The organism is Stenotrophomonas sp. YJH_SMC_10 (assembly GCF_059371555.1).
In genome coordinates, this window is sequence record NZ_JCAFUS010000002.1 from 197,200 (window position 1) to 220,292 (window position 23,093).

22 protein-coding genes and 1 pseudogene are annotated in these 23,093 nt (G+C 59.3%); 5 read left to right on the plus strand and 18 right to left on the minus strand.

Annotated features, from left to right (window positions below; genetic code table 11):
- The first annotated feature begins 2 nt into the window (after nucleotides 1-2).
- Entirely contained in the window at nucleotides 3-497 is a 495-nt protein-coding gene (locus tag AC5P9C_RS04235) for an ABC transporter permease (RefSeq protein ID WP_495205080.1), read from the plus strand.
- Nucleotides 498-698: 201 nt separating this feature from the next.
- Here AC5P9C_RS04235 and AC5P9C_RS04240 read toward each other — a convergent pair whose 3' ends face one another.
- The 6 genes from AC5P9C_RS04240 to AC5P9C_RS04265 form a co-directional block, all read right to left on the minus strand.
- A complete protein-coding gene (locus tag AC5P9C_RS04240) occupies nucleotides 699-1,523 on the minus strand; it encodes a hypothetical protein (protein ID WP_495205081.1) in 825 nt (274 codons plus the stop codon).
- Between the two features lie 201 nt (nucleotides 1,524-1,724).
- On the minus strand, nucleotides 1,725-2,396 hold the full coding sequence (hxsA, locus tag AC5P9C_RS04245) for a His-Xaa-Ser repeat protein HxsA (RefSeq protein WP_495205082.1): 672 nt from the start codon (nucleotides 2,394-2,396) through the stop codon (nucleotides 1,725-1,727).
- Between the two features lie 2 nt (nucleotides 2,397-2,398).
- Nucleotides 2,399-3,568, minus strand: a complete 1,170-nt coding sequence (gene hxsC / locus AC5P9C_RS04250; protein ID WP_495205083.1) for a His-Xaa-Ser system radical SAM maturase HxsC — start codon at nucleotides 3,566-3,568, stop codon at nucleotides 2,399-2,401.
- Complete coding sequence (gene hxsB / locus AC5P9C_RS04255; protein WP_495205084.1) at nucleotides 3,555-5,072, minus strand: His-Xaa-Ser system radical SAM maturase HxsB; 1,518 nt, start codon at nucleotides 5,070-5,072, stop codon at nucleotides 3,555-3,557. The genes hxsC and hxsB overlap by 14 nt, the downstream gene beginning before the upstream one ends.
- Nucleotides 5,038-5,343, minus strand: a complete 306-nt coding sequence (locus AC5P9C_RS04260) for a hypothetical protein (protein WP_495205085.1) — start codon at nucleotides 5,341-5,343, stop codon at nucleotides 5,038-5,040. The genes hxsB and AC5P9C_RS04260 overlap by 35 nt, the downstream gene beginning before the upstream one ends.
- Before the next feature lie 258 nt (nucleotides 5,344-5,601).
- Nucleotides 5,602-6,147, minus strand: coding sequence for an EamA family transporter (locus AC5P9C_RS04265; RefSeq protein WP_495205106.1), 546 nt, complete (start codon nucleotides 6,145-6,147; stop codon nucleotides 5,602-5,604).
- Nucleotides 6,148-6,789: 642 nt separating this feature from the next.
- On the opposite strand from AC5P9C_RS04265, the gene AC5P9C_RS04270 reads away from it, so the two are divergent.
- Nucleotides 6,790-7,305: a hypothetical protein gene (locus AC5P9C_RS04270; RefSeq protein ID WP_495205086.1), complete on the plus strand. Its 516-nt coding sequence runs from the start codon at nucleotides 6,790-6,792 to the stop codon at nucleotides 7,303-7,305.
- A 2-nt stretch (nucleotides 7,306-7,307) separates the two neighbouring features.
- A complete protein-coding gene (locus AC5P9C_RS04275; protein ID WP_495205087.1) occupies nucleotides 7,308-8,303 on the plus strand; it encodes a hypothetical protein in 996 nt (331 codons plus the stop codon).
- Nucleotides 8,304-8,350: 47 nt separating this feature from the next.
- Here AC5P9C_RS04275 and AC5P9C_RS04280 read toward each other — a convergent pair.
- Nucleotides 8,351-8,678, minus strand: a pseudogene (locus AC5P9C_RS04280) (integrase); the annotation flags it as partial.
- 245 nt (nucleotides 8,679-8,923) lie between these two features.
- Here AC5P9C_RS04280 and AC5P9C_RS04285 point away from each other — a divergent pair.
- Nucleotides 8,924-9,538 carry a hypothetical protein gene (locus AC5P9C_RS04285; RefSeq protein WP_495205088.1) on the plus strand — a complete coding sequence of 205 codons (615 nt, stop codon included), beginning with the start codon at nucleotides 8,924-8,926 and terminating at the stop codon, nucleotides 9,536-9,538.
- A gap of 77 nt (nucleotides 9,539-9,615) precedes the next feature.
- Here AC5P9C_RS04285 and AC5P9C_RS04290 read toward each other — a convergent pair whose 3' ends face one another.
- From AC5P9C_RS04290 to AC5P9C_RS04310, 5 genes are all read right to left on the minus strand, one after another.
- Nucleotides 9,616-9,984 (minus strand): H-NS histone family protein, encoded by a 369-nt coding sequence (locus AC5P9C_RS04290; protein ID WP_495205089.1) that lies wholly within the window; start codon nucleotides 9,982-9,984, stop codon nucleotides 9,616-9,618.
- A gap of 121 nt (nucleotides 9,985-10,105) precedes the next feature.
- On the minus strand, nucleotides 10,106-11,506 hold the full coding sequence (locus tag AC5P9C_RS04295) for a site-specific integrase (protein ID WP_495205090.1): 1,401 nt from the start codon (nucleotides 11,504-11,506) through the stop codon (nucleotides 10,106-10,108).
- Nucleotides 11,507-11,820: 314 nt separating this feature from the next.
- Nucleotides 11,821-12,516: a DUF8453 domain-containing protein gene (locus AC5P9C_RS04300; protein ID WP_049417398.1), complete on the minus strand. Its 696-nt coding sequence runs from the start codon at nucleotides 12,514-12,516 to the stop codon at nucleotides 11,821-11,823.
- Between the two features lie 54 nt (nucleotides 12,517-12,570).
- Nucleotides 12,571-14,277 (minus strand): hypothetical protein, encoded by a 1,707-nt coding sequence (locus tag AC5P9C_RS04305; protein ID WP_495205091.1) that lies wholly within the window; start codon nucleotides 14,275-14,277, stop codon nucleotides 12,571-12,573.
- 107 nt (nucleotides 14,278-14,384) lie between these two features.
- Nucleotides 14,385-14,684 carry a conjugal transfer protein TraD gene (locus AC5P9C_RS04310; RefSeq protein WP_080352909.1) on the minus strand — a complete coding sequence of 100 codons (300 nt, stop codon included), beginning with the start codon at nucleotides 14,682-14,684 and terminating at the stop codon, nucleotides 14,385-14,387.
- A 261-nt stretch (nucleotides 14,685-14,945) separates the two neighbouring features.
- Here AC5P9C_RS04310 and AC5P9C_RS04315 point away from each other — a divergent pair, with 261 nt between their 5' ends.
- Complete coding sequence (locus AC5P9C_RS04315; RefSeq protein WP_495205092.1) at nucleotides 14,946-16,526, plus strand: MobA/MobL family protein; 1,581 nt, start codon at nucleotides 14,946-14,948, stop codon at nucleotides 16,524-16,526.
- Nucleotides 16,527-17,134: 608 nt separating this feature from the next.
- Here AC5P9C_RS04315 and AC5P9C_RS04320 read toward each other — a convergent pair.
- The 6 genes from AC5P9C_RS04320 to AC5P9C_RS04345 all read right to left on the minus strand — a co-directional run bounded on the left by AC5P9C_RS04320 (nucleotide 17,135) and on the right by AC5P9C_RS04345 (nucleotide 22,976).
- On the minus strand, nucleotides 17,135-18,037 hold the full coding sequence (locus tag AC5P9C_RS04320; protein WP_495205093.1) for a plasmid partitioning protein RepB C-terminal domain-containing protein: 903 nt from the start codon (nucleotides 18,035-18,037) through the stop codon (nucleotides 17,135-17,137).
- The gene (locus AC5P9C_RS04325) at nucleotides 18,034-18,930 is read right to left on the minus strand and encodes a plasmid partitioning protein RepB C-terminal domain-containing protein (protein ID WP_495205094.1); all 897 of its coding nucleotides are present in this window, start codon (nucleotides 18,928-18,930) and stop codon (nucleotides 18,034-18,036) included. The genes AC5P9C_RS04320 and AC5P9C_RS04325 overlap by 4 nt, the downstream gene beginning before the upstream one ends.
- The gene (locus AC5P9C_RS04330; RefSeq protein WP_495205095.1) at nucleotides 18,927-20,495 is read right to left on the minus strand and encodes a recombinase family protein; all 1,569 of its coding nucleotides are present in this window, start codon (nucleotides 20,493-20,495) and stop codon (nucleotides 18,927-18,929) included. The genes AC5P9C_RS04325 and AC5P9C_RS04330 overlap by 4 nt, the downstream gene beginning before the upstream one ends.
- A 200-nt stretch (nucleotides 20,496-20,695) precedes the next feature.
- Nucleotides 20,696-21,700, minus strand: a complete 1,005-nt coding sequence (locus tag AC5P9C_RS04335; RefSeq protein WP_495205096.1) for a reverse transcriptase family protein — start codon at nucleotides 21,698-21,700, stop codon at nucleotides 20,696-20,698.
- A complete protein-coding gene (locus AC5P9C_RS04340; RefSeq protein WP_074900852.1) occupies nucleotides 21,675-21,977 on the minus strand; it encodes a helix-turn-helix domain-containing protein in 303 nt (100 codons plus the stop codon). Before AC5P9C_RS04340 ends, AC5P9C_RS04335 begins: the two co-directional genes overlap by 26 nt.
- An 825-nt stretch (nucleotides 21,978-22,802) precedes the next feature.
- Complete coding sequence (locus AC5P9C_RS04345; RefSeq protein WP_414615069.1) at nucleotides 22,803-22,976, minus strand: hypothetical protein; 174 nt, start codon at nucleotides 22,974-22,976, stop codon at nucleotides 22,803-22,805.
- Nucleotides 22,977-23,093 lie beyond the last annotated feature (117 nt).

The window sequence follows — 23,093 nt, forward strand, 5'->3', positions numbered from 1 at the left end:
CCATGAATGCCCATGCCCGCTCTCACTCAACCACGTCCCATATGCAGTGGGGCCTGCTCGCACCCGCAACGGTCCTCCTGGGAGGCGCTGGCCTCCTCGCCTTCGCAGGCGGTGCAGAAATTTTTGGAGAGCTGGGGCTTGCGTGGCAAGCTGTGGCGGCGTTCTCGGCTGGCGTTGGCGTGCTGGCGCTCCTCCTACTGCTTTACGTGCTGAACTGGCGGGCCGCGCGCGTTAGGGCAGCCAAGGCGGCCAACCCCTTCCTGGAACCGAAGCGCGGGGGCTTTTGGAAGGGGGCATTGATGGGCACGTTGGTTGTGGTAGCCGCCCAGATCGGAAGCATCGGCGTGGGGATCTTCTACCCTGGCCTGATCGAGTCGGAACGCAACTTCTTCGTGTCTGTCCCGCCGCTGGCGTTGGCCGCCCTCTACACCGTCTTTCCGATTGCGCCACTGGTGGGCGGGTTGATCGGGCGCATGTGGCGCTCTACCAGTCTGTAGGACGGGACGGGCGCTTCTGGCAATGTAAAAGGGTCAATTGATGATCGATCCGCTAGCACAGATGCTTCCATCCCTGCGCGGTTGCACGTCTTGCCGTAGGCTCATTAGCAATCTTAGGAACTTGATGCTTTTCAGTGGCACTGCTTCCTTGCAGTGTTACCGTCCCCTCAGTTAACGGCACTTCCATTGCCTCGCTTAGGGCTAGGCCTGGTTCTGCTCGTCGGTGGGTTGCATGAATAGTTGTGCCCTGCGATCTAGGCATTCGATGAACTTGAGCGCATCTTCCGACAGGGTCTTCGCTGATTCACGTACAAGCAACACTCCCGAATCGGCGTTCCAATCCAGCTCGAGACGGGCAGGGCCGCTCTCGTTGTATTGATCTTCGGCGGACCTAAGTCGGTCTATCTGGTCGGTTGTGAGAGCGCGGTACCAAAGTAGGCTCCGCTCGAGACTCGAGAGCGTTTCGATAGACTCTGCATCAAGTGCCTTCTTAAAATCGTCGCTCCATGAGATTGCATCGACGTAAAGGACCGTCAATTCAAGTTGCAGAATCATTGGTCTACGAGATCTTGAAAATCCAGGATTAGACCCGCCTTCAGGAGGGAATACGTGTGCCAGAGCCGTTTGCGGGTAGCATGCCTTCTCAGCGGTCGATCTCATCACCAGTATCTGTGCAGTGATCGCCTCGTCCTCCCGTCGTTTTCTTTCTTCGCGATTCGCGCTCTGGGATTTGGCCTCTGCCTCTTCGCGCTGTGTGGCCAACTTCGCTTCAGCAGTTCGAGCATCTTCGGCTTCGCGCGCGAAAGCATGAGCTGCCCGGCCGATCATTATTGTAGCGATCGCCGCAACGCATGCCGCCAGAGCCGCAATCCAGTCGGCGAAGCTGCCGAGCTCCTCCCCGAACCTTGGAAACGTCCAGTCGCGTCCTAGCTTAAAAAGCAACCATACACTTGCTGCGCCGACCAAAAACGCGAACGCTGTGACGCCTACAAGCTGCATGCTCTGATTTGTCTGACTGGGTTTCACGTGGCTTCCTTGCAAATTCGGTCATTCGGCAGATTTTGCCATGAGCTAGTGACAAAGTTCTCGTGAAGCGGTGTCTACGCAATGCTAAGCGGGGCGCTTTTGACACCGTGGAATGTGGCATACAAAGCCGAATGCCATTTGCTTGCATTCTAGGTTGCCAGCCGCGAGTCATGTGCCCGCCAAGCAACCCTTCCATTTAAATCAAAGTCGCACTCCCAGTGCATCCAGCGTCGGAGTTGTCATTGTTCCTGTCGCCCGAATGCCGTGGGCCAGTTGGAACATCCTCAATGCCGATTGGGTTTCAGGGGTAAGCACCCCGTCGATGGCACCCGGATCGTAGCCCTTGGAATAGAGCGCTGCTTGGACGCGCATGATCAGCAGCTTGAGCGCATCGGCGTCCCGTCCCTCCGCAACCGGCTTGTCGTAGGTGCCGGGCTCCAAGGTCAGGCTGTTCGTGGACCTCGAGTTTGATAGGGTGGCCGGCTCCAGATTCTGGGTTGGGTAGCTATTCAAATGGCTGCCGCCACTGCTGCCCGTGCCAGTGGTTCGTGGAGCTGCTGGGGCCACCGGTGCCGCTGGCGTGGTGTAGCGGGTGGGCGGTGGGGTATAGGTCGCCGGTGGCGGGGTGTAGGAGCGATACGAGCTTCCCGACCCGGACGAATGGGAGCGATGGGAACTGTGCGATCGATGGGAGCTGTGGCTGCGGTGCCCTGCATACAGGTTGTGCCGGCCTGCATTCAACGAGGTGCTCAGGACGGTCGCGTATTTCCCGTCCATCTCGGAGAGCCTGGAAAGGTCGGACTGGCCCTTTGGCGGCTCCGTGCCCAAGGTCCCCAAGGTGGCGGCGCCGACGATCATCAGTGCGTTGGACATGATCAGGTTTCCAGGACGGGAGAGACGGACCGGCTGGTCCAAGCCGGTGTGACCCACGAGAAGAAGCCGCCGCACCGCTGCCGAACCGAGCAGCCGTCACAGGCGGGCAGGTAGTCGTTCTTCCAAGGCGAAATGCTCTGCACGGCGTAGGGCCAAAGCGATCGGTCCAACGCGCACAGGGGCAAGTTGTAGAGCGAGACCGGAATTCCGCCCTCGGCCAGCAACCCCACCGCGTCGGACAGGACGTCGCCGTAGTCCGCCGGATCGGCCCAAATCTCACGCTGATGCGCTTTGGCAAACCCGATGGGCTCGATGCCCATCAGTGCGATGTGTTCGACGAAGGGCAGGTTGCGCCAGATGTAGCGGGCCAGCTGTATCAGCCGCTCGACCGTTGGCTTGACCAACACGACTCGGATCTCCACCCGCTGCTGGGCGGCTTCCAATGCGTAAAGCCCACGAAGGGTCTGAGCGAACGCCCCCTCGCTTTGCACCACGTAGTCGTGCAGGGCATAGCGGTCGCCGTAAAGCGGGATGCCCCAGCTCAGGTTGGGATGGAGGCCTGCAAATTTGGCATGCAAGCCAGGCTCACGCAGACGACCGTTGGACAGGATGTGCAGGTGGGTGTTGGGCAGCACGTGCGCGCATTTGGCCACCACGTCGACCAACCCGTCACCCAGCAGGGTCGGTTCCCCGCCGCTGATCGCTAGCGAAGGTTCCTCCGGATCGATGAGGTCGATCAGGTCCAGGAGGTGCCTCACCCGCCAATCGTCTTGAACGTCTCGGGGCGGCTGAGAGCACATCAGGCAGTAGCTGTTGCAGCGCTCGGTGGCGAACAACACATTGCCGGTGTCTCCGCGCCGATATCGGATCGCCACTTTCTTCTGCAGGGGATTGAGCTCCACCACGTCCCCTGGTTTGCAAACACCTGGCGGACCTTCCAGGCGAACGAGGGGAGTCTCACCGGCAGAGCGCAACCCGCCTGAAGGCAAGACTGCACCCCACGGCAGGCTTAGCAGGTCATTGCTGAGGTGGTCCTCCGGGACGTCCCGCAGGTCCAGGGCCAAGCGCTCCAAAGGTAGTGCTGATTGGGCAAACTCTGCCAGCGACACGACCTTGAGCAGGCTAGCCTTCGCCGACGGTGCCAGTTCGGCTCGGGTTTCAAGCGGCAGCATGGACGGCGTCCTCCACCGATGGCTTCGGGTTGGCCCAGGAACGCATCAACCCTTGGATGTTTCGATCAGCCTTCTCGTAGCGCTCCAGTAGGAAATCAAAGAGCCCCATGTTCCGTCGGCAGAAGTCGCTGCTGGGGCGATGGCCGATGGGATCCCCTTGGCGGGCGTAGTGCTCGATCGGATCGGCCCCGCACATCGGCACAAACGCGCAGTCGGAGCACGTCGGTAGGGCCTCGGCGACCCCGGCGTCCAGCAAGCGGCCCATGGCGGGCGAAGACAGCCATTGGCTGAGCGGTTGGCTGACGTGGCCCAAGGCAAAGGCATCGTCCCCCATGGCGGCCAGCATGCGTGCCTCGTCCGACGGATAGACCCGCCCATCATGGTCATAAATGAGGGCGCCCAACCCGGCTCCAGAAGGCGATCGGAGATCGACGTAGCCGTGCCCGAAGGACGTGAAGAGCTGGGAGAGGAGGAGAGACGCGTAGGACTCTTCCATGGCGTAACCGGCCAGGTTCACCGACAGCAAGTGGTCGAAGGCGCGCCGGTAGAAGGCAAGGAAGTCTTCCGTGGGGTAGCCGGTGCGCCGGGCCGTCTTGGTGGCGAAGCCGTAGGGGCTCAATGGACGTAGGGAGATGCTGTGGAATCCCAGCTTCCGGTATTCGTCGATGATGGCCTCAGGAACCTCAAGGCTCTGGCGGGTCAGAGTCGTCAGCGCCGAGACACCATCGTCTCCCAGCCAACGGCGCCCGCGTTCAATCCCCTCCACAGTCCGCCGGTAGCTGTCGCGGCCGGGCCGGGGGCGATTGGCGTTGTGAAGCCATTCGGGACCGTCCAGTGACGTAGACAGCTTGAAGTGATGTTCGGTCAGAAACGCCAGCTGGTCGTCGGTGAGGTCATGCAGAGTGGATGCCAGCACGAAGCGCAGGGTGCGTCGGGCGCTCCGATTGCGCTCGACGATCCGCCGGGTGATGGCCTCCACTTGCTCAAAATTGAGCAGGGGCTCACCCCCTTGGAACTCGATCGTCAGTTCTTGGCTCGGCCATTCGAACAACCGTTCCACCGCCTGTTCGGCATGCGCACGTTCCATGTCGTACGCAGTGGCGCTCGTGTCCTGTCGGGACACTTGGCAATAGTTACAGGTGTGATGGCACCGAAGAGATACCACAAAGATGTGCAGAGCGGGACCACCCATCAGGTAGGACTTTCGGCTGCGAATTTGGCTAAGCAGGGGCGCCAAGCTGCTTCGGTCGGTCCCAGCGACGGCCAGGTGCCGGGCTTCCAAATCTGCAAAGAGGGCGGAGTTGGTCGGCAACTGGTGGGTCACCAGGCACTGGACGTCCTCCATATTCATCAAGAGCCAGTCGCCGGCCATCGACGAGACAAAAGCCCGATCGTGATCCCACGGCAGGCGCCGAAACCTTAGGGGCAGCAATTGGTAAGCCGATGGGCCGGCGAAAGACTCAGCGGGCCTAAACCTCGACATGGGGCAACACCGGTTGTGCATGGTTCAGCGCTGCGCGAAGCAGCTCCTGCTGCAGCCCGCTAGTTTCAGCTCGGACCGTCGCTCGCAGGCGTTCGTCCAGCAAATCTCGGGAAAACCGGGTCCAGAGGTCCTCTGGCAGTTCGGAGCCGTCCAGAGACCAAAAGCCAACGGTGAGGTTGGCGCCTTGGCTGCGCACCTCCACACCAAGCTCGCCGGTATGGCGATGCACGGCCCGAGCCACGACGTCGTCTGAATACAGTGCGCGATCGATAATGAATTGCGAGCGTTCCATTGCCCATCCCCCCTTGGATGGAGAAACTTTGCTCCTGAAGGGCTGCTCTTGCAAGTTCCGCTCCTTAGACGTGCGCCATAAGCATCCAATACCGCCGTCGTCTACGAGTGGGGAGGCCGGTGCGCAGGCCGTGTCAGCGCAAAACAACTCCCTTGATGCCCCGCCACTGCATTGGGAGTGTCAGCACCGCTGGCGGAGGGCTCGGCCATAAGCGGACATCAGGCTTCAACATCAGCAGTCCAGTTGCGTCGATTCAGCTCATGCACTTCGGGGAGGCACGGCCCGGTCCTTGAGCCCTACCGGCATGGGCAGCAGCGCAAGTGCTACTCCTCCAACGATTAGCCCGGTGCCCGCCCAAGCCGCTCCTTTCATGACTTCCCCCAGCCACAGCGAGGCAAACAGCGCTCCGAACACGGGCTCGGTACCGGTCAACAGCGCAACGCGTGTGGCCGAACGATGCCTGGCCCCCAGGTTCTGGGCACCCGTCGCGAAGATGGTGCAACCAACGATCATCCAGGCTACTGCTGCCCAGAAGGTAGGAGCGTCCAGCACCGAGGGAACCGAGGGAAGCAAGCTACCCGCCATAAGCACAGAACCAGCGAACAGCGCGACCGTAAACGATTGAATTCCGGCCAGTGCCAACGCAGACACAGGAAAGCGGACCATCTGCTTCAGGGTCGCAACACCCATCAATGTCCGCGTCATCGCAGCGGACAAGAAGAAGCCATCGCCAAGGGAGAAGCTGATGCCACTGCCGGAGGTCAGCAGCAGCGTCCCCGCCAGAGCGACGACCGCATCCGCGATCTATCGGCGGCTTGGTCGCCGGCCCAACCAGCCCCATTCAAGCATCGACGTAAGGACGATGCAGAGACTGATCAGCAGTGCCGCATTGTAGGCCGAAGTCATCGTCACGCCCCCCCGCTGCAAGGGCCAGGCGTACCTATGGGTTGGCGCGCTTAGGATCGCGGCGGGATCTGCCGGTACAGCGGTCGCGGGCATGGTGGTGGCAGGCTCGACGTCGCTCGCCCTTTGGATCGCGATTGGTGCGGTGTGGGCTGCATCTTTGCTGTCGCGGGTTGATCAGCGAACCCTGTAGACAAGGAGCAGGCAAGTCAGCAGCGATGGACGTGCGCTTTCGATTACAAGCGGACGCTTAGAGGGTGGCATCGATGTCATCGCGCAGATCTTCTGCAGCCTGGAGGTTCATACCAAAGAGCATGCGCTTGATCTCGTTTGTCTTAACCGAGAAAACGGGAACTCCACGATGTCCCTGCACCATGGGGCTATGGCATCAAGGCGCGAATTTTCCTGCGTCGACGACCGGTTCGCAAGGAGCGTGCATCGTGCGGCAGGACGGCCGGTTGACAGACACAGTTCGTGCGCTAGGTTGCGTGCGCGAGTCACCAGGGCCCGCGCCACTCCTTCTTCTTGGCTCCAGTGCCGGCAATGAAGTTTCCCAGTATCGTTGAAATCTCCGAAATGCTGGCCCCCTTTGAAATGGCTATCGAGGTGGCTCAGGCCGGGGTGAGAGTTTACTTCCTTGACTCGGGCAGGGAGTTTGGTCGGTTCTCTGGGCCGGGAGCGTTCCTCGATGCTTGGGGTGAGCACGTGGCCACTGTTCTCCATGAGAATGAGAAAATCACCTTCGTTCAGGAGGTCTATATGAGCTCAAGCGAGGAGGCACGTTTAGATCTGCTGGAACTGGTGCGAGCGCATGTTCTGCACGCAAGTCCGGAGCTCAAGTTGCGTCTACTGGAGCTTGAGAGGGTTCCTGCAGAAACCCTTGCCCCAGACTGGCCGATTCGCTACGCGAAAATAAAATCCGGCCCGCGTTGGGCCAGGAGCTTTGAATTAGGTCTCATCGACTGTTTCGTCGCACTGGATCCCAGCTTAGAGCGTTGGGCTACAGAGCTGAGGCGCGAATTGGAGGAGTGGCTCGGTTTGGGCAGTGAACTAGATTAACATTGAGCGAACTCACTGGAGATTTTCGTGTGCACTCACTGCTTGAGGATGAGGGGCCCATCCGTGCCGCCTTCAGATTGACGCTGGAGCGAATCCAAGGCATATCCTCTATGGGGTTGCTTGACGAAGAAGCGCTGACAGCGTGTTTGCTTGGCGGCGTGTCCACGGTCGCTCCGCTGTTGGAGGAGATGTATTCCGACGACGGCATGATCGAGGAGGCGAGGCGCTCTGGGCAGTCTGAAGGGATTGAAGAAGGACAAGCAGAGGGTCATGTCGAAGCCAGACGACCGGACCTGCCGATTCTTTGGGGGAGCTACGAAAAATCGGGGGGCGGAGGAAATCCACGCAGTGAAACCGCCACAGGCGGCGACTTCGCATTGGTGATATGGCAGACCGAGCGCAGTGCGCGTTTGGCCATATTTCAGGCGAAGAAGGGCACTGTTTACAAGAGCGGCAATCGATGGACTCTGAACGTCCGGCGTGGCCCTTCAGAGAGTTCTCAAGGATTCACACAGTTTGTGATGCTGTTCGCAAATGCCTTGCGCTACAAGAAGGAAAAACTCCGCGCCCGCTCGAGCTTTTCTGTGGCAGAGACGCTGGGTAGCATCGGCTTGGAAAGACAATTGAAGGCTTTAAGAACAGTGACGTGGGTTCACTACTTGGCCTACATGGAGGGCATCTTCGCCTGCGTGCCATTCTCTGACTGCGGGGCCGCGTTACCGGAGGAGTTCGAGAAAAATCAAACATCCAACACAATAGAGATATCGCCGGAATCGCCTTCCTTCTATGAAGTCGTGGTCAAGGGGTTTTCTGGTGATAGCGATGCGTGGCTCACAATCGAGCGCGAAGGTCTCGAAGCGCTGCTTCCTTCGCTGTTGGATCTCATGCCTGTTCATGTTGTCGATGAAGAGGGTTGCGAGGGGCTGCAACTCGGCCTGGTTGAGGGCAAGCCATTTGTTGTGCCGAAAGTCAGGGAGGGGAGGTTCCGTATACGATAACGATCTCCGCGTAGCTTTTTCGGAAACGCAGGGTCTGAATCTGGTCATCACTGTGTATAGAACTTGCTCGGATCGCTTAGCTGCTTTGCAAACTGCCCCTCCGGGAAATCGGAAGTTCGACGGTTGGCGTATGCCGGCTTAGAAGGTCGTTCTGTTTGCCTCGCGCGAGCTCGGGCTTCTTGTGGAAGTGGGCCTCATGCAGCACCGGGACCTTGTTGCTGATGCTATGGCCGGTCAGCAGGGAAATGTCTTCGTCGGGCACACCTTATGATGGATGCTCTGTGGCGATGGTGTGCCGGAAGGCATGCAGGCCAATGCCCTTCCCAAAGCCAGACTCTTCAAGTAGGTGCTGAACTGGTTTAGCGCCGCTTGGCTGGGCGCCCGAAGCTCCGGCCAGCGTCATCCCCCATGCCTGTGAAAACACCCGGAGGTTCGGATGGCTGGCGATGACCGCCCGCAGCCCATACTCCAGTGCCTTGATGCAGCCGCGGTGGGCTTCTAAGTCGACCTCGCATGCCTCAAGGCGCGCGACCAACTGTTCTAGGGAAAGTTCGATAGGAGGGCTCGACAGGTGTGGGGGGGAGGTTGGATAGTGGGGCGCAGGCCGCCAGACTTTACCCATGAGCATCCTCAACGTTTTGCTGAGCGCTGACCAGTTGGTCGTGACCGTGGATACCTGGGCGGAGGACGCCCTGAGCGGCCAAGCTTCGGCAGGGGCGAAGGTGCTGCTCATTCCTCAGCACCAGATCTTGCTGGCGACCCGAGGGTCGGCCCAGTTCTTCCTGCGCATCTACCAGCTCTCGTTGGAAGCCAGTTTTCGAGCGGACTTCACCCTGGAGCAGCTGACGGCGGAGTTGGGGCGGGTCATTGACCAGCTTTGGCCGAACTACGCCAAAGCCGTGGCTGAAGCGGGCTTGCCGGCTGAATACTGCGCCACCGAGCTGGTGCTGGGCGGATGGTCCCCCAAAAGCGGGCGCATGATGGCCACCGCCTATGCCAAACACGACGCGGCGGTGCCTGCGGTGGTACAGCCGATCACGGGGCAGCTCTCGTCGCCTGGTGAGCCCTTGCAGGATTGGCCGCCCTCAATGGCAACGCCAGCCCTGTTCGAGGCGGGCCGGCGGCAGGCGCAGTGGCTCAACGAAAGGGCGGGCAGGCGAGTGGCCGGAGGGCGGTTGTTACTGGGGTTCCTTCAGCCGGGCCAGGCCGTCGTGAAAGACCTGGGCTATCTTTGAGAATTGGTTGCGCCGGTGTGCGTTCCGACAAACGGCCGGGTGTTGATTCGCCTTCGATCTTTGACCTGCGCTTTGGACTACTTGATCAAGTACTCGCTGGGCTCCTTCCCCTTCTGGACCAGCGCGGCAAGCCACCGCGGTTGGCGGCCACGGCCGGACCACGTTTCGCTAGGGTTGGCTGGATTGCGGTACTTGGGAGCGACCTTGCTTCCGGCCGACTTCATGGGCTTGCGGCCGGTGCGCTTCTTGGAGGTCTCGGTGGAGACCGTTGAAACCGCTCCGTAAAGCTCCTCAATCGTGTAACCGTGGTCTTTGACGTATTGGTTGATCTTGGCTCGCATGGCGGCAGCCTTGGGCCGAGTCAGCACTTTGGTTTGCTGCTTCTCTGCCTGAGTAATGAGGGCTTTGAGTTCTTTTGCCGACAGGCCGCTGACATCAATGGTCATCTGTGTGGTCCAAGCGTAGAGGGCTTTAGCGTAATTCCAAATGGAATTCGATGCGAATGCGCCCTGATCAGCCTAGGCCCCCTCCAGAACTTGGCTGGGGCCTGGGCATCAGCTGCTGGTATCACGGATGGAACTTGCTCGGGTCCTTCAACTGCTCGGCGAATTGCCCGCGCTCGTAGCGCGGCAGTTCCACGTTGGGCTGATACAACTCCAGGGCGCTGATCTGCTTGCTCCGGGTCACCTGCGGTTTCTTGTGGAGATAGTGCTTGCGCAACACCTGGACCCGATCCCGTGGATCGGTGCTGTGACCGGTGACCAGTGCAATCTCCCTCTCCGGAACATCGTTCACATCAAGCTCGGTCGCCAGGGTGTGGCGGAAGGCATGGAACCCGATCCCTTTGGCGAACCCAAGGCTCTTCAAGTAGCGGCCGAAATCCACCACGAATTGCTGGCTGTAGCGGGCGTTGGTCTCTCCGGTCTTCCGGTTCACGCCGGCAGAGAGGAGGGGGAACAGCCGCGGGTGGCCAGTGGCCTTCATGTCTTCGACGAACTCGAGGAAACCGGCGTCCAATAGGGGCTTGGCGATGGGGACGATGCGCATGCACCCGGCTCCCTTCATGCTTTGCCGGCTACGCCGTTGGCGCTTCGGATCCGCGGCGAGGTCTTCATCGATGGTCTTTTGGAAGGCGATGCACCAGATGCCGCGCTCCTGGAGGATGTCGGTCAGCTTCAGCTGGCACACTTCGTTGACGCGAGCGCCCGTGTAGAGGCCAATCATCGGTGCCCACCAGTGCTGCGGCTTTCTCGCCCAAGGGATGAAGGCTGCCGGGTCGAAGATGGCCTGCAGGTCTCCGTCCTCGAACAGGCGGATGGCCTTGTCGGGATCGATGGCGTGATCTTCTTTTGGTCTGCGGAAGGCCTTCATGGGCGAGGACGCGATGGCTTGCCCGTTGACCAGGTGGTTGAAGAAGGCGACCAAGAAGCGCCGATGGCGCTCTTCGGTGGCCGGAGCCAAGGGCGGCACGTCTTGCTCTTTGCCCAAGGTGATAGCGTCTTCGAAGCTGAGGCGTTTCAGCAAGGGATCCGACAACAGGTTTTTCGGAGCCCAGCGCAGCAGCTGCCACAACGCCTGGATGTGTTTGTAATCTACGCGGCAGGCTGAAATGTTGCCGCAGGTCAGCAGGAGAAGCTTCAGGGTGCGCTCGGTGGCGAGCACGGTCTTGGGATCCAGCTGCCGGCGGCGCATGTCCGCGAGGTGATCACCGATCTCTTTGGCCAAGGGACGAGCCGGTGTACCCATGGGCAGTTGCTGGGGATACCGGGTTCCGTTCTTCAGCGCGCTCTTGCGGCCGATTTCGTCCAGCGCTGTCAGGATGCATTCCTGTAGATTGATTGCAGCTTCGCGACCTTGAACCGTAGCTCGTTCAATCCGGAAACGACCAATGTGGATGCCCTCCAGATGAAGGGTGCCAAAGGGTGCGGCAATGTAATCGGTGAGGGCTGCGGAGGGTAGAGCGGTCATTGGTTCACTTCCATCTGGGGGATGGAAGTACGGATAAAACAGGCCGGAAATTCGTCAACCGGGTTGATACAAAAATTTTCGCCCCACTCAACACCCCTAGGTGTTGTTCTGGCTGCGAGGGTATCCTCACCATCCCGCTAAATCAGTTATCTCCGTGAAGTCCTTTAAAACAAGGTACTTCGAGCGATTTTCAAGCAATCAATAGCAGTCAATTGCGTACTGTTTGCATAATATTTACTAACAAGCGAGGGGCTTGGAATGCTGAATTTATATGAATGCGAGTTAAATGGATGGTGGCATTGTTAGGTTATTAGTTATTCGCTTTGGTCAGAGCTTGGATCGCCATCCTGGAAGTTCTTCTTCCTCATTTCCTCGGCCGCCCTCCTATCTCTGTCTCTCTCGCCTTGCCGATCGTCGCTGGAGAAGCTGTCCACTTTCAACCTGATCGATCCGCGCAAAACTGGGCTAAGTCGCTCGTCGATGTGCTTGAGCGAACTTGCGAGCTGGATCAGCGGGTCGTTGCCGAGGCGGCTAACGCCGGAGTGGTCGTTCATGCTTAACGTGTAGGTATTGGATTGAATTTCGCTCGCATTCGCTGCTTTGCGCCACGTGATCTCAACCTGATAGACATTCCCCTTGAGGTGCGCGAACTCGCAGAGATAGCTCGACAAGCCCTGTCCGGGCTTCAGGACACTGAGGCGCTGGAAAGGAATTGCGTTACCCGAGCGCCCCTTTCCGTTTGTAAGTGGAGGGTCGAAGTGGACCGCGATGTCGTAGGCAGTGGCGTTGCCAGTGTTGTCCACGTTGAGATCAAAGTAATTGAGAGACCAACGGTTGGGCACAAGGGTCGCTACCACATGGGGCTGAGCGGACGCCTCTGCCATGCGCTTGGTTTCAACGGCTAGGACACGGGTAACCCTGAAGAGAAAGTAGGTGGCGACAGCAGTGAGCACAGTGGCCAGCGCTCCGGTCCCCGCTACCAATAAACTAATCACCTGATCGGTATTCATATTGGCCTCTTGCTCAGGCCCGTAAGGGCAATGTTATGGCACTGTCGGCGGCATCTAGCTAGCAGGCCTCATAGTGGCGAGAACTCCCAACACGGACTTCGCTGCCTGTCGCTTTTCCACCTCTTCTCCAACCTTCTCCCTCCCATAACCCCAAACAGCGCCGGCAATGGCCGCTGCCGGGACGGCGGCAGCGATAAGAGGGGCCAAGCTGGGAAGTAGGGTGGCCGTTGCTGCGGCGCTCGCACCTATGAGACCGCCAGCCACGGCTGCGGCCTTCTTCGGGGCATATTTGCGCTCGATCTCCGCCAGGACCTTCTTCTGTCTTTGAACCAGGGAGCTCAAACCATGGCTGACTTCCCTAACCATTGCGTCGGTCTCAATGGGACCGGCCGTCGCCAGCTGACTGGTGTATTTATTAAGCTCCTCTCGGAACCAGCGGTGCTCATTGTTGACCAGTAGGTTGGCAAGCGTTGCAACCGGGATGTTGGCCAGCCATGAAAGGCTGTCGTCCTGAATTGACCTGAGGGTCTGAAAAGCCTGCTCAGATAGAATGTCTTTCGACCGGAGTTCCATTGCACTGGCCAAGGAAATCTTTTCGAAGTAGTGCCAATGAACCGGTTGGGACAGCAAGGGCTGAGCTCCCATTTCACTGGCATTTTCCAGTAGGTGATATTGGGGGCGCAGTCGCTCCAAAACCCCGTTGGTGAGCAATACGCCCGTGGGCAGCCGCTTCAGTTCTTCCAGAGCGTCAGATGCTCTGACGCCTTCAAGCTCCCGAAGGTATCGACTGGCGGCTTCGGTAGGGGGCAGAACGATGTTGGGCCGATCCCCGGGCGCAACAAAGAGACCGGAGGGCATCAATGCTGCGAGGAACGCGTCCTCTTGGTGCAAGGCATAGTCGAACACATCCTCGATGGAAGAGACTTCTCCGTTGCACAAGGGGCGGAGTAGCCTTACGGCCAGCTGTTCGATACCAAGTTTGGTGCGCGCATCCCGTTCCTCAAGCTGTTCTTCGAAGCTTGGGAAAACGAAGACGGGGGGCACGGGCAACTCAGCTTCAACCAAGGGGCGCAGACGAAGCACATAGAAAAGCTGGATGGCGAGCTGAAGATGGACAGCGTTAAGGCTCAGGTCTGATCCTACGAAGGGATAGATGGGATCGGGTATGAGCTGCGTGTCTGCGTAAAGACCCGTGATCCGGACGGCATTGAGAGCGGATGGTCCGAACGTCCTCTGGCCCCCTGTCACGAGCCTCATTCCACCCAGGGTCTTAGCATGTCGGAAGGTCTCTACCGCATGCTTCTGATAAAAGCCTTCAAGCTCTTTAATGGCGCGATTGACAGAAGAGGTAAATAGAATTGGTTGATCCTGGACGCGCGACAGGATGAGTGGCTTTATCTCCTTCTCGTCATCGATGAGGCCGTGCGCGCGACCCGTGATGCCACTAAAGAGATTGCTGAACAGCTGGAAAAGCTCTACCTGTAACTCAGAAGCAGGCTTTGGGCTTGCAGGGGAACTATCGTCTGATGCAGGCTGCCGGGCCATTGCGGTAGCAGCAGCGAACGACTTCGCCATCATGACTGTCTCTCTAGACAAGCCTGACGGGTCCACTAAACCCAGGGCAGTCAACGGTGCCGACGTAAGCTCATCCGCAATGCGTTGGAGGTGTGGGGGAAAATGCATTCGTCCCTCCAATATCGCCTGGCGAGCCAATAGCAGCGCATGAGCAGTTGACGAGTCCGTTTCATCCGCGCGATTCATGGAGGTTTCCAGGTCGATTGTCGGTGCTTGATAGGATATGCACGGCAAGCATGCCACTCAACCAAAGTGATCCACAAGACAGGACGGTGGAGCGCCTGTAGCTATTTTTACGAGCCACGGAGACGCTCAATGCCCCGTGATCGGGCGGCAGCGCGTAGCGCTTGGTTTTCCCTATTCGTAATGTGCTCTAACAATGCCCCAAGGAGCTCTGCATCGTCGAGTTCGTTGGCACCTGCCAAGAAGATCAAATCGGCTACCCGCTTGCGTCGCTTTGCTTCCTCTCTCCTCGCCGTTTCCCTAGCTCTTGATTGAAGGCGCTGGTTGGCTAGGAGCTCTCTCGCTTGCAGCTGAGCCAGTCGTTCTGTGGCTCGGTGGATTTGGTCTCGGTAGTGATTTGTCGCGGCCATATGCTTCTCCAAGAATGGTCCTCGAGTGAAACATGCAAACGGGCATCGTCAAGCTCTGAGCGGTCGCGAACATTCACTGGGCGTGGCAGTGTCGAGATGTTGAAGCTCACGACATTAAAGAGAAAAGCAAGAGCGCACCTAGGCGTTCCTGCGGAACGCGTGCGCAAAGGGCTTCGCCCCTTGAACCCCAATCGCTTCCAGCGCTTGCGAAAATCCAAAGCCACGGCATAAACAAAGCCACATCCACTGCTTTGGAGCCGCATGGCCATCTACCACGCCAACGTCAAAACCTTCAGCCGAGCCAAGGGGCACTCGTCCGTCGCGGCAGCCGCCTACCGTGCCGGACTTCTTCTCGAAGATACGCGCACCGGGCAGCGCCACGACTACCGTCGGCGAGACGGCGTGGTTGAATCACGCTGCATCATTCCCGACGACGCACCAGGTTGGGCCCTGGTGCCTGCCTCGCTTTGGACGGAAGCCGAGGCCGCGGAACGCCGCAAGGATTCCACCATCGCGCGGGAGTTCGAGTTTGCGCTGCCCCACGAGCTTGACGATGACCAGCGATCGTCTCTTGCCCTCGCCGTGGCGCGGGCGTTGGTAGATCGTTACGGTTTTGCCGCACAAGCCAGCATTCACAGTCCCGGCAGCAAAGGAGGCATGAATTGGCATGTCCACATCCTGGCAACCACACGCCGGCTTGGCCCTGACGGCTTCCTGGACAAAACCCGAGAGCTCGACGGAGGCCCTGCGGGCCGGGCCGAGGTCGAGTGGATCCGGGAGTTGGTGGCCGCGACGACGAATGCGCATCTTGAAGCTGCGAATCTGGACGTTCGCGTGGATCACCGCAGTCTTAAGGCCCAGGCCGACGAGGCGCTCGCGCGCGGGGATCTCGTGGCTGCCGCAGTCCTGTCACGCACCCCCACGCGTCACCTGGGAAAAGACGCGTCAGCCATCGAGCGCCGAGGGGAGTACTCAGAGCTAGGGGAGATGAACAGGTCCATTCAGGAGGCGAACCAACACGCCTTCGATGAAGTGCTAGCCCGGTTTGAACAGGAAAGCCGGGCTGCGGCGCCTGAGGGGCACAGTGAAGCGCAGGCGCACCGCGAGGCAAAGCGCTCGACCATCGATCAGACGCTTGCCTTCTCCGATGGGCAGATCGTTGTATCGCACGGGTTGGGCAAAGCCATCGGCGAGAGGCGCTCCGACGGCAGCACCGAGGGTGCTCCCAGGGAGGCCCCCTCGGTGGAGGCCATCCGGATTGAGGTGGTCCGTCAAGGCGACGCGCTCAGGGATGAATTGGCTGCCCATGCGCTCCATTCCACGCTGAAAGCGGTCAGTGCACTGGCGAGCGGAGAAGTCGTTCCCGAAGAGTGCAAGGAGCATCGTTCGGCGCTCAACGCACTGCTGCTGGGCTTGAAGCGGTTTGCAGCAGCATTGGTGCGTTTCCCCAAGCGTCTTAAAGCTGTGCGCCGTGCGATACGATTGCGGCACATGGCCGAACAGGCGTGGGACGACTTTGTGGCGAACCACCCAGAGCCTGGAGTGTCTTGGACAGCTCGTGAGTGGGCCAGGCGTCGCGGCCGCCGGTTGGCAGCTCTGGAGCAGCGGTCTGCTGAGTTGGCTTCAGCCCAAGCTGCCGCAACCCCGGAGCAAGAGGCGATCTGGGCCGAAGACCTACGTTTGCGCGAAGAGTGCTTGGAGGCCGCGAGCGTGGCTGTCTTGGAACGTTGCTCTGTTCGAGCCGAGCCAACCGGGGAGGCGCAGTCGGACTTCCAGGAGTGTCCCGTCGCGTCGGACGCGTCCCAGCCATCCGCCATTCCACGGCGCCCCAGGTTGCACTAAACGCAACGAGCCCCGCCTAGCGGGGCTCCTCTCGTTTCAGGTGGCATCCTTCAATGGATAGAAGGCCCCGAGTTCCGAGACACTGAAGGTGACGTGCTCTTCTTGGCGCGGCTCCGCCGCCATTCGTCTGTCGGGATGAACGTGCGGTCCACCACGGCTTCACGTGTGCGCGTCTGGGGCACCGGCGTTGGGGGTGTGAACTTGCCACGCCGTGGCTGGTCCTCCTCCCACTGTCGAATCAGTTCGGCGGACACGTCCAAGGCATGCCTGACGTCTTCGACGCGATCGCTCAATTGGCGAGAGGAGCCCTGGGACATGAGCCCGATAAGTAGTTGGCTGGCGATTTTGAACTGTGGGTGAGAGAACATGGTTGAGCTCCTTTGAGCCGAGGTGGTGTGCTCATCAAAGCACCATCGCCTCGCTTGGCAACCCAGAATTGTGGGCCTTCTTTCACAGAAGCCGAAGTTGGTCATGCTGGAAAATCATCAGCTTTGGCCGAGCTGAAAACGCGCATAGGCATGCCGATCGCACTTTCGTAGGGCTAGTCGATGACCGGCTCGCGCAAGGCCAGGAATTGCTCTGAAGACTAGATAGGGGAGCTCAGCAGGCTACCCTGCCTTGAGAAGCTTGATGTCCGCAATGCGCTGTAGCTGTTGAAGATGGTCTGGCTTGTTCTTGGCCAGCCAGCGCACAATTGCCGCGTTTTCCAAGAGGGTGGACCCAATGTGGGTTTTAACGATTTCGAGCTGGAGGCTGGCTGGGCCATAATTCTCCTCGAGCAGCTTCGTATCGGCTTGCAGCGCTGCCAGCTCCCGTTCCAAGCGTTGGAGAGCCTCGATAGGGGCACCGTTGGCCGTCTTTGCTGCCAATGGCTCTATCAACTGTTCGACCGGCGTGTTTTGGAGAAGCGCGGTTGCAAGCTTGATCGAGTAATCCCCCAAGTTGACCATGGTCTGGGCAGCGTCGATTTGCCGGAACGGCTTCATTTTCCGCAGCAACCGAAAGACGCCTGCGGCGGCGGGTTTGTCGGCCAGTATGGCGGTCGCTTCGTCGCAAACGCCATCCAGAAGCCGGAATTTGTCCCGGATGGAGCTGGCCGAGATGTTGAGCACCTGCGACAACTGTTCCACGGAAACCCCGCGCTCTGCTGCCCTGAGGATCATTCGGTGCTCTTGGACAACCGAAAGGCGGTTCACCTGCTTGTTGTAAGTGTAGCCCTCGTCGTCTGTTGAGATGAGGCAGGGGGCTACGGTTGCTCCCAGTTCCTTCAGAGCCTCCAAGCGCATTCGCCCATCCAGGATCAAGAACCGCCCGGCGGTGCCCCGGTCCAGGGAAACCACGATGGGTTCAACCAATCCCACCGTCCTGACCGAGCTCACGATCTGCTGATATTTGACGGAGGCCTTCGTACCTGCGGGCATGGCTACGCTGTAATGCAGCTGCGCCAGATGGATATCCACGCAATCCTTTTCAAAGCCCAGGCGTACGCCCGAAGGTTGCTTCTTGCTCATCGGGCCAACCCTCTGCGCGGCAGCAGGTCAGCCAGTGGTTGCGGGACGCTGGTCAGCCCCTCCGATTGGAGAAGTCCGCAGAACTCTTTGGAGGCAAACAGCTCTTTGAAGATCTGCCGGGCCAGGAGGAGCGATTGCTGCGTGAACTCGGCCTTCTTCTGGATGCGTTGATGCATCTCAACGTCCCGTTTGTAGAGCTTTGCAAGGTCCTCGGGAGTCAGCTTCTTTCGCGGTGTGCCGTGAGCATAGTAGTTTGTTCCCTTCTTTCCGCTTCTAGCTCGATGAGCCAAGATGTTTCGGACGACGGTCACCTTCTTTCCCTTGAGCTCACCGGCCTCGTAGGCGTCCATCAGCAACTGTTGCGCATCGCGATCACTTGCCCGGGAGATGTTGACGGCAAGGGCCAAGGAAATGTGGCCGGCCTCCGCGGCAGCGAGCAGACGTCGCTCTCCGCGCTCCATGAGGTTAGCCACGCTGTTCACCCAGGACGGAGTGCAGCCGAGCTTGGTGGCTATCTCCGGGTCCGAGTAACCCCGCTCTCTGAGCACCTGGACCTGTTCCATGGTCTCGGCCGCCCTGGGCGTGCGGCGGGCGACGTTCTCCACGATGCTCATCACGTGCCCGGTGTGCTCATCCACGTCCAAGATCAGGGCGGGGATGTCGCGGTGGCCCAACAGCTTGCACGCCTCAAGGCGGCCTTGGCCGCAGATCAGGGCATAGGAGAGGGATGTTTCATCGGGAGATGCCTTGCGAACGCTAACGGGGCGTTTGAGCCCCACCGTTTCGATGCTTCGGGTGATGCTTCGGTGGATGCGTTGGTTTCTGACACGCGGATTGGCGACGTGGATGTCGGCAATGGGGATCATCTGAACGCTTGTGCTTTTGTTCGTCATGCGGCCTCCAGCAATGCGGCCCGACCGGCCAAGGCGAAGAACTCCTCCAGCGTGTCCATGCGGTAGGCATCCAAGGAAAAGCCGTTGTCCTCCATGGAGGGCATGCCATCGGGAGTGAAGTCGATGGAGGGAAGCACGTAGTAATCGTGGGCATGACGGTTACCGGGATCCATCCGGATCACTACAGTCAGATGCGGCGTCAGGCTTGCATCCAGTCGGATGCGCCAGCGGTTGGAGCCGGCGGGTGTGGGCTTGCATCGTGCGATGACGACGGATGTGAGGAGCTCACCGTTCACCCGCAGCAGACCGGTATCCCGGCATGGCTCAACCCACCCGCCGTGTTGGGCGATGCCATCCACCACCAGTCGGACCATCTCGGGATGCCGCTGCCGAAGGGCACGGTTGATCTCCAGATAGGCGTAGTCGCGTTTGGGGGAGTAACCAACCAGGCTGTAGGCTCGGAGCAAACTTCCAAACCGATGGCGGAAGGCGCTGCTGGAGGGAACGCCTTCTTCTTCATCGATCAGCATCCCTGACAGCGCGCCATGCCGCTCGAGCAGCGAGCGCAGGGCTTCCAGCATCTGGCGGTCGTCCAAGTGGACCGAACGTGCCGCGATGACTGCTTGAACGCGCTCGAACAGATCAAACGGAACAATGGCTTCAAAGGCATGTTCCTTTCGCACCCACGCCTCTGGCGGGTTCTGAACGTGTTGCAGCTTCAGCTTGAACGAGGTCCGGTTGTAGACGTTGTGGCCGACGTATTTCTCATTGGTTAGTATTTGATGGATCGTCCCTCTGCTCCATAGGCCACCCACTTCATTGGGGATGCCTTCTCGGTTCAGGACGGAGGCAATGACTCGCTCGGGCATCCCGTCCTGCAGGAACAGCCGATAGATGCGCAAGACGGTTGCGACTTCTTGCGAAGGCCCGGGCACCAGGATCACCCGATCGGTCTGGATGCTCTTTTGTTCTCCTCGAGCGAGCACAGCCTTGGGCTGGAGGTGCTCGTCGACGAGTTGGCGGCGCAAGCCATACCCCGGCGTGCCTCCTTGTCGGAACCCGTGCCGCACGATGTTGCAGGCCCCTTTGAACACCTTGTCAGATAGCTCACGGCTGTATTCGGCGGCCATGCTGCGCTTGAGGCCAATCATGATGGTGGATGGCAACGAGCCATCGTTCTTGAACGCTTCCGCGCAATAGATGACCGGCACGCCATGGCTCTTACAGGTGTGAACGTAGGCGGCGGCCTCGTCGGGGTCGGGGAAGCGCCCCCAACGGCTGACGTCGTAGACCAAAATGGCGTTGAAGCCAGGGGAGGGGAGCTTCACATCCCGGAGAAGGGCTTGAAGAGCGCTTCGACCTTTGAGGTTTAGTCCACTCTTGCCGGAGTCCTCGTAGGTCTGGACGATCTCCATGCCGTGTGCCTTGGCATATTCGGCAATTGCCGCAGCCTGGTTCTCCGTAGAGTAGCGCTGATGCTCGGTCGACATGCGCACATACTGGGCAACCGGAATGTGCCGATCGGGAGACTGAATAGCATCGGTCACTGCGTGGTGCGAGGACACGGCCAGCGCTTCCCATCTAAGACTATGTATTCAGCGACCGTAGGCGGGTAGATTGACGGTCTTGTGACGCTTTGAGTTGTTGACTGAACCAATCAAGTTCGTGACGCACGGGTGTGGAGATTAGGCCGCGGGCACCGGAAGGCGCATTGGTTGCAAAGTGGACGCTTCAGGCACGTAAGCCAGCGCCACTTTCCTTTCCTCTATGTGTTCTCTACCCCGGAAATGCCGGTCGGGAGAGAGGCTGATCGGCGACGGCGTCGCGCGGGAGGCAGAGTGCTTCGTAGCTTCTGAGCTTCTGCTTTTAGGGACTTCCCGCGCTGCTGGTCCAGATTGCCGATGTTCTCAAGTTGGCCAACCAACCCGCGTTTGACCTTGGTATTGGCACCGGTGCCTTTAACCAGAGTTCGAGACTCGTGCATCTCCTTGTGTTTCCTGTTGGGCGCCCTGCTGATCCCATCGCGAAAGGCTCGTCCAGTAACAACTTTGGCGCTCGCCTTCCTAAAGACCTTTGCTTTCTCCACTTTCGAGGCAAAGCCGAACCTTCTTAGGACACGATCCAGCCACCGAACGTCACCGTGTCCGATGGTGTTGCCTGTGATTGCAACGTCATCCACGTAGAGCGAGAACGTGCCTCCCTGGTCCGCAACACGCTTAGCGATCAGGTCGAACATGTCACGGCAGGCCCAAAATGACAGAAGTACACTAGCAGGGGAGCCGGTCGCTAGTTTTCCGTTGTAGCAGACCAAGTCAGCCATCGCATCAGCAACATCCCCAGGGCATTGGAATACGTTTCTGAAAAGCTTGAAGACGCGTTGACGCGTGATGCTAGGGTAGAAATCGGAGACATCCACCGTCACCGTTGCGCCTTCCGCAAGCATGTGGCGTTCGGAGTTGGTGAGGTGAGAGCGCTTCGGGATACCAGAGTGCAGATAGTCCGGGACGCAGATCTGCTTGAGCAGCACGTTAAGTCGCTTCTGAAGCGGCTTAACGACCGCGTTTGGAGCTTGAATTAGACGTTTTTTCCCGGTCCGACGATGAGTTTGGTAGAACTCGCTGAAGTTGTCGGGCCGTTTGCACAGTGCTCGCAGGGCGCTTGGGGTTCCATCCCATTGAAGTACTCGCGCGAGTGCTTTTAAGGTCGGTAGTCGAAAGAACGCGGACGACGTGATGTCATAGCGGTTAGCGCTTTTCCGGGGGAGCGTCATCGTTAGAATCCAGTGTCCATTCCAGAATTTTCATCAGCCTCTTGGCGTTCTTCTGACGTCGCTCCGAGGAGCCTTCAAGGGCTTCGGCGAAGCTTAGGAATGTTGAAGGCGGCACATCGAATACTTCTGCGAACTTGTGTAGAAGCTCGACTGACGCAGCTTTCTTTCCTGACTCGATCTCAGATAGATGAGAGCGTGATATGCCCAGGCGCTCCGCCAGCTCACCTTGTTGCATTCGGTGAACCTCGCGGACCGTCTTTAAAGCCTTGTAAAGCATTTCCTCTCTTCCTGCATGTGTAGATAAAAAGGAGGGTGCTACTGATGAGTCTTAGAGTCCGAATGTCCTGCGCCGTGCTTAGCGATCAAGGTGGTCATACAACTTCCACACGATCATCAAGAAACGGAACAACCAAGGACCACCAAAAACTCGTTTGAACCATTTCAGCAGCAGCTGGCGCTTGTCATCTTTCCTGTCAACAGGTGAGACCATGTTGGTGTCCTCGATGCACCTTTCCGGGATTGGAAAGGCTCCGTTGCTACATCGAGAATGGGGAAACGCCAGTTACTACCCTCCTCCAATCTATGGCTGCGAGCCGTTGCCGCAGCCACCTGACCCTTCCCGATGGTCCCGGCCGTTGCCGGCCGCTGACGCGTCGCTCGGGGTGTTTTGGGCTATTCGCCCTCGAGTAGTCGCCTACTCACACCATGGCACGGATTGTTGCTCCCCGCGATGACGACATCAGCCTAACAGCTAAGCACCCGTCATGTCGCTCAGAGCGACATCATTTCGCTTCTTGTCGTTCAGTTATTGGTCATAGACCTGTTGCGGCGACGTTGCGTTGGAGCGCGGGTCTCGCGGGTGGCCGCCTAAGATCCTTGCGGCACAAGGCTCCTGGTGCCTAAGATCTTCTTTTAGTCGTTTTGCTTCATCAGCGGGGTATGTTCGGCGGACTTGTCTTTGGACATGGGGCTCGTGGATCAGGGCATCCGGCCGCGCCGGGCGGCAGCGGCAGCGGAGCGGGTACAGGGCCGTCCATGGTAACTGCTGGGGCCGGCGGGCGCCGCTGCGGTTGGCGGCCATTGGCCGTGAGGAGGCACGCAGTCAGGCCGGAACCAGGGTGATCTGCCGATGGCTGGCGATGATCTGCACGACGATCTCGAAACAGGTGGGGCCTTCGCCCTGTTGCAGGGCCTGCAGCTGGCGGGCGATGGCCTGGGTATTGAAGCTGCCCGGTGTGTCCAGCTTTGCCTGCAGCCATTGGCGGGTGGCCTCCATGCCCAGCGCCGTGCGGCTGTGGGCGATATCGGCGGCCGGACGTCACACCGCCATCGCGATACACGTCCGTGGATGCCCGGCTTCGCCGTAAATCATCTGCATCAGCCCATGGATATC